Here is a 321-nt window from a genome sequence, read left to right as displayed (position 1 = left end):
CGATCGAAGACGTGTTCTCGATCTCGGGCCGTGGTACGGTTGTGACGGGTCGCGTTGAGCGCGGTATCGTCAAGGTTGGTGAAGAAGTCGAAATCGTCGGCATCCGTCCGACCTCGAAGACGACTGTCACCGGCGTTGAAATGTTCCGCAAGCTGCTCGACCAGGGCCAGGCTGGCGACAACATCGGTGCACTTGTTCGCGGTGTTAACCGTGACGGCGTCGAGCGTGGTCAGATCCTGTGCAAGCCGGGTTCGGTAAAGCCGCACAAGAAGTTCAAGGCAGAAGCCTACATCCTGACGAAGGAAGAAGGCGGCCGTCATA

At 58.6% G+C, this 321-nt stretch carries 1 protein-coding gene; it reads left to right on the top strand.

Annotation, left to right across the window (positions count from 1 at the left end; all coding sequences use genetic code 11):
• Positions 1–321: EF-Tu/IF-2/RF-3 family GTPase (locus WA845_RS25205; protein ID WP_337322841.1), on the top strand; the 321-nt coding region annotated here is incomplete at both ends.

This window comes from Agrobacterium sp. CMT1, assembly GCF_037203725.1.
In the GTDB taxonomy this organism is placed as follows: domain Bacteria; phylum Pseudomonadota; class Alphaproteobacteria; order Rhizobiales; family Rhizobiaceae; genus Agrobacterium; species Agrobacterium pusense.
This window is presented reverse-complemented; position numbering and strand designations above follow the sequence as displayed.